Here is a 2,897-nt window from a genome sequence, read left to right on the forward strand (position 1 = left end):
CTTCAGCGTGGCGGCCAGCGCGTCCAGCCGGTCATGGAAAATCACCAGCCCGGGCGCCTCGTTGTAGAGCGGCACAACGATCGATAGCCCCCGTGCGGCGGCGGCGGCGGCGGTCGCGGCGTCGGTCGACAGACCGGAAACGTCACTACCCAACATCATCGATCAGGTCCCAATCACAAAATCCCGCGTAACATATGGCAATTGCCGGACGCTGTCGCCAGCCGCACATGCGCCCTACGGCCGCAAGAACGCCGCCAGTTTGGCGAACAATGGATTCTCGCGATCCAGTACATATTCCAGCGACGCCACCGATACGGTGTCGGCGCCATGCTCGCGCAGGAAACTGCCAAGCGCGTAGAGCTGCGCCGGCGGGCAGTGCAGTGTGATCATGCCCGACGAGGTCGGACCGCCAAACGGCGATACCACGCCGAAGCGGTTATGCGCCTCGGTGAGCAGTGCCTGGTCGCAGCCACTGAAGCGGGTGCGGACTTCCTTGTACTTGCTGGCACGGGCGCGGGCGGCGATATGATCGAGAATGATGCGCGCGGTCTCCCGCGCCTCGGGCGTCCAGTCGGCGTCGCGCGAGGCGACCGGATTGGCTTGGCTGCGCAGAATCACGCCATCATCCAGGACCTTCAGGCCATTGGCGACCAGCGTGGCGCCGGTGGTGGTGATGTCGACGATCATCTCCGCCGCGCCGGTGGCCGGCGCGCCTTCGGTGGCGCCGGCGCTTTCGACAATGCGATAGTCGACCACGCCATGCGAGGCGAAGAAGTTGCGCGTCAGGTTGATATATTTGGTGGCGACGCGCATGCGGCGATTATGCTGCGCGCGAAAACCGGTGGTGACATCGTCGAGATCCGCCATCGTCCGGACATCGATCCACGCTTGCGGCACCGCGACCACCACATTGGCACTGCCAAAGCCGAGACCCTCGATCAGCGCCACGCGCTGGTCGGTATCGACGATGCTCTCGCGCAGCAGGTCTTCGCCGGTAATGCCGAGATGCACGGTGCCACGCGCCAGATTCGCGGCGATCTCGCTTGCCGACAGATAGGCGATCTCGACATTGTCGAAACCGGCGATAGTGCCGCGGTAGTCGCGGGCGCCGCGCGGCTTCGCCAGCGTCAGCCCGGCGCGGGTGAAGAAGGCTTCGGCATTTTCCTGCAGCCGGCCCTTGGAGGGAACGGCCAGTACAAAAGGCGTGGTCATGCGGCGCTCCCGGCCAGTCCGGTTGCGGCGGAGGCGCTGCAAGCCTGTGTCAGTGCATCGATCCAGATCGAGAAGCCGACGGCCGGAATCGGTTGCTCCGAACCGAGTTGGCTCAGTAATCCATCATAACGACCGCCGGCCACCAGTGGCTCCACGCCGTTGCCACGGCGGTGTAGCTCGAATTCGAAGCCGGTATAGTAGTCGACACCGCGGCCGAACGAGGTCGAGAAACTGACCCGGGAGAGATCGATGCCGCGCGCGGCCATGAAGCCGATCCGGCTTTCCAACTGATCGAGCGCCGCCGACAGATCGAGCCCGGCCGCCGCCGTGAGCAGCCGCAGCTTGGCCAGCGCGTCATCCGGCGTCCCGGTAATGGCGAGAAAGCCCTTGAGGATGGCCAGCGCATCGCGCGGCAGCGCGCCGCCCTTGAGGGTGGACTGTTCGAGAAAACGGTCGGCTATTTCGGTCACCGAACGGCCGCCGACATTGGTGGCGCCCGCGATCGACATCAGGTCAGTGACCAGCGCCAGCGCCGCCTTGCGGTCGGAACCGGCCAGCGCGGCCAGCACGCCTTCATATTCATTGCGGACCGGCACCTCGGCCAGAGTGAGCCGGCCGAGATCCTTTTCGAGATCGACCTTGCGGTTGAAATCCTTCATCAGCCGGCGCTTCCACACCGGATAGAGGTCGAGCGCGTCGATCAGCGCGGTGAACAGCGCGACGTCGCCGGTGCGGATATCGATGTCGGTGAGGCCGAAAGCGGCGGTGGCCTCGAGGCCGAGCGCCAGCATCTCGGCGTCGGCGGCGGCGCGGTCCTGACGGCCGAAGGATTCGATGCCGGCCTGCTGGAACTCACTCGGGAAGCCATTGCGATAGCGGAACACGGCGCCGAGATAGCAGAATCCCGCGGGCTGGCCGGCGCGGGCCGAAGCGAGGTAGTCGCGCGCGACCGGAATGGTCAGATCGGGGCGGAGGCACAGCTCCTCGCCGCTGGGGTCTGTGGTCAGATACAGGCTTTTGCGGATGTCCTCGCCGGACAGGTCGAGAAACGGCTCGGCCGGTTGCAGGATCGCCGGCTCGGCCTTCAGGTAGCCCGCCTCGGCGAAGGACAACATCAGCGCATCCGCCCAGGCGGCGGATCCGGTCGCGCGGGGGGCGGCGGTCTTGGTCATCTTCAGTCCAGCGGTTCCAGGAAAGCGTCGGTTGCGCAGCCCTTAGCATGGCGATTGCGACGTTTCGACCCTCTTTGCCGAAGTGGCTTAATCGGTTGCGGCATGGCGGCGGGTTACTAACCCGCCTTACGCCTGTTTCCAGTCCCCCAGCCCGGTCTGCACCAGCGCCAGCGCGGCGACCGCCGCGGTGTCGGCGCGTATGATGCGCGGCCCGAGCGCCAGCCGCAGAAGGCTCGGCTGCCGCAACAACAGCGCGCGCTCCTCCTCGGCGAAGCCCCCCTCCGGGCCAATCAGCACGTCGATCCCGCCGGTTGCGGCGGTCCGGGCGCCCGCCAGGGCGGTCATCGGGTCGGCGACCTCGGCCGCCTCATCGCAAAAAATCAGCAGCCGGGCGCCGTCGCGCTGAGCCAGGAATTTGTCCAGCGCCAGCGGTTCGGCGACCTCGGCCACGCTCAGGATGCCGCATTGCTCGGCGGCTTCGACCACATTGGCACGCATCCGCTCGGTATTGAC

3 protein-coding genes and 1 pseudogene are annotated in these 2,897 nt (G+C 66.4%); all 4 read right to left on the reverse strand.

The genetic code is table 11. The features are described 5' to 3' along the window. Window positions 1-159, reverse strand: a pseudogene (locus tag Q0S16_RS13045) (glycosyltransferase); the annotation flags it as partial. Between the two features lie 75 nt (window positions 160-234). Further along, window positions 235-1,212, reverse strand: coding sequence for an ATP phosphoribosyltransferase (gene hisG / locus Q0S16_RS13050; protein ID WP_295848850.1), 978 nt, complete (start codon window positions 1,210-1,212; stop codon window positions 235-237). Continuing rightward, window positions 1,209-2,384, reverse strand: a complete 1,176-nt coding sequence (locus Q0S16_RS13055) for an ATP phosphoribosyltransferase regulatory subunit (protein WP_295848851.1) — start codon at window positions 2,382-2,384, stop codon at window positions 1,209-1,211. The genes hisG and Q0S16_RS13055 overlap by 4 nt, the downstream gene beginning before the upstream one ends. Window positions 2,385-2,510: 126 nt before the next feature. Then, the coding region (locus Q0S16_RS13060) for an RsmE family RNA methyltransferase (protein ID WP_295848852.1) at window positions 2,511-2,897 on the reverse strand (387 nt) is incomplete at its 5' end.

The sequence above is a fragment of the Tardiphaga sp. genome, assembly GCF_025356345.1.
Classification (GTDB): Bacteria; Pseudomonadota; Alphaproteobacteria; order Rhizobiales; family Xanthobacteraceae; genus Tardiphaga.

What these genes read in the sequence shown, in the direction of transcription:
- hisG (WP_295848850.1), bottom strand. Translation starts at nt 1,212, where the DNA reads ATGACCACGCCTTTTGTACTGGCCGTTCCCTCCAAGGGCCGGCTGCAG.
- Q0S16_RS13055 (WP_295848851.1), bottom strand. Translation starts at nt 2,384, where the DNA reads ATGACCAAGACCGCCGCCCCCCGCGCGACCGGATCCGCCGCCTGGGCG.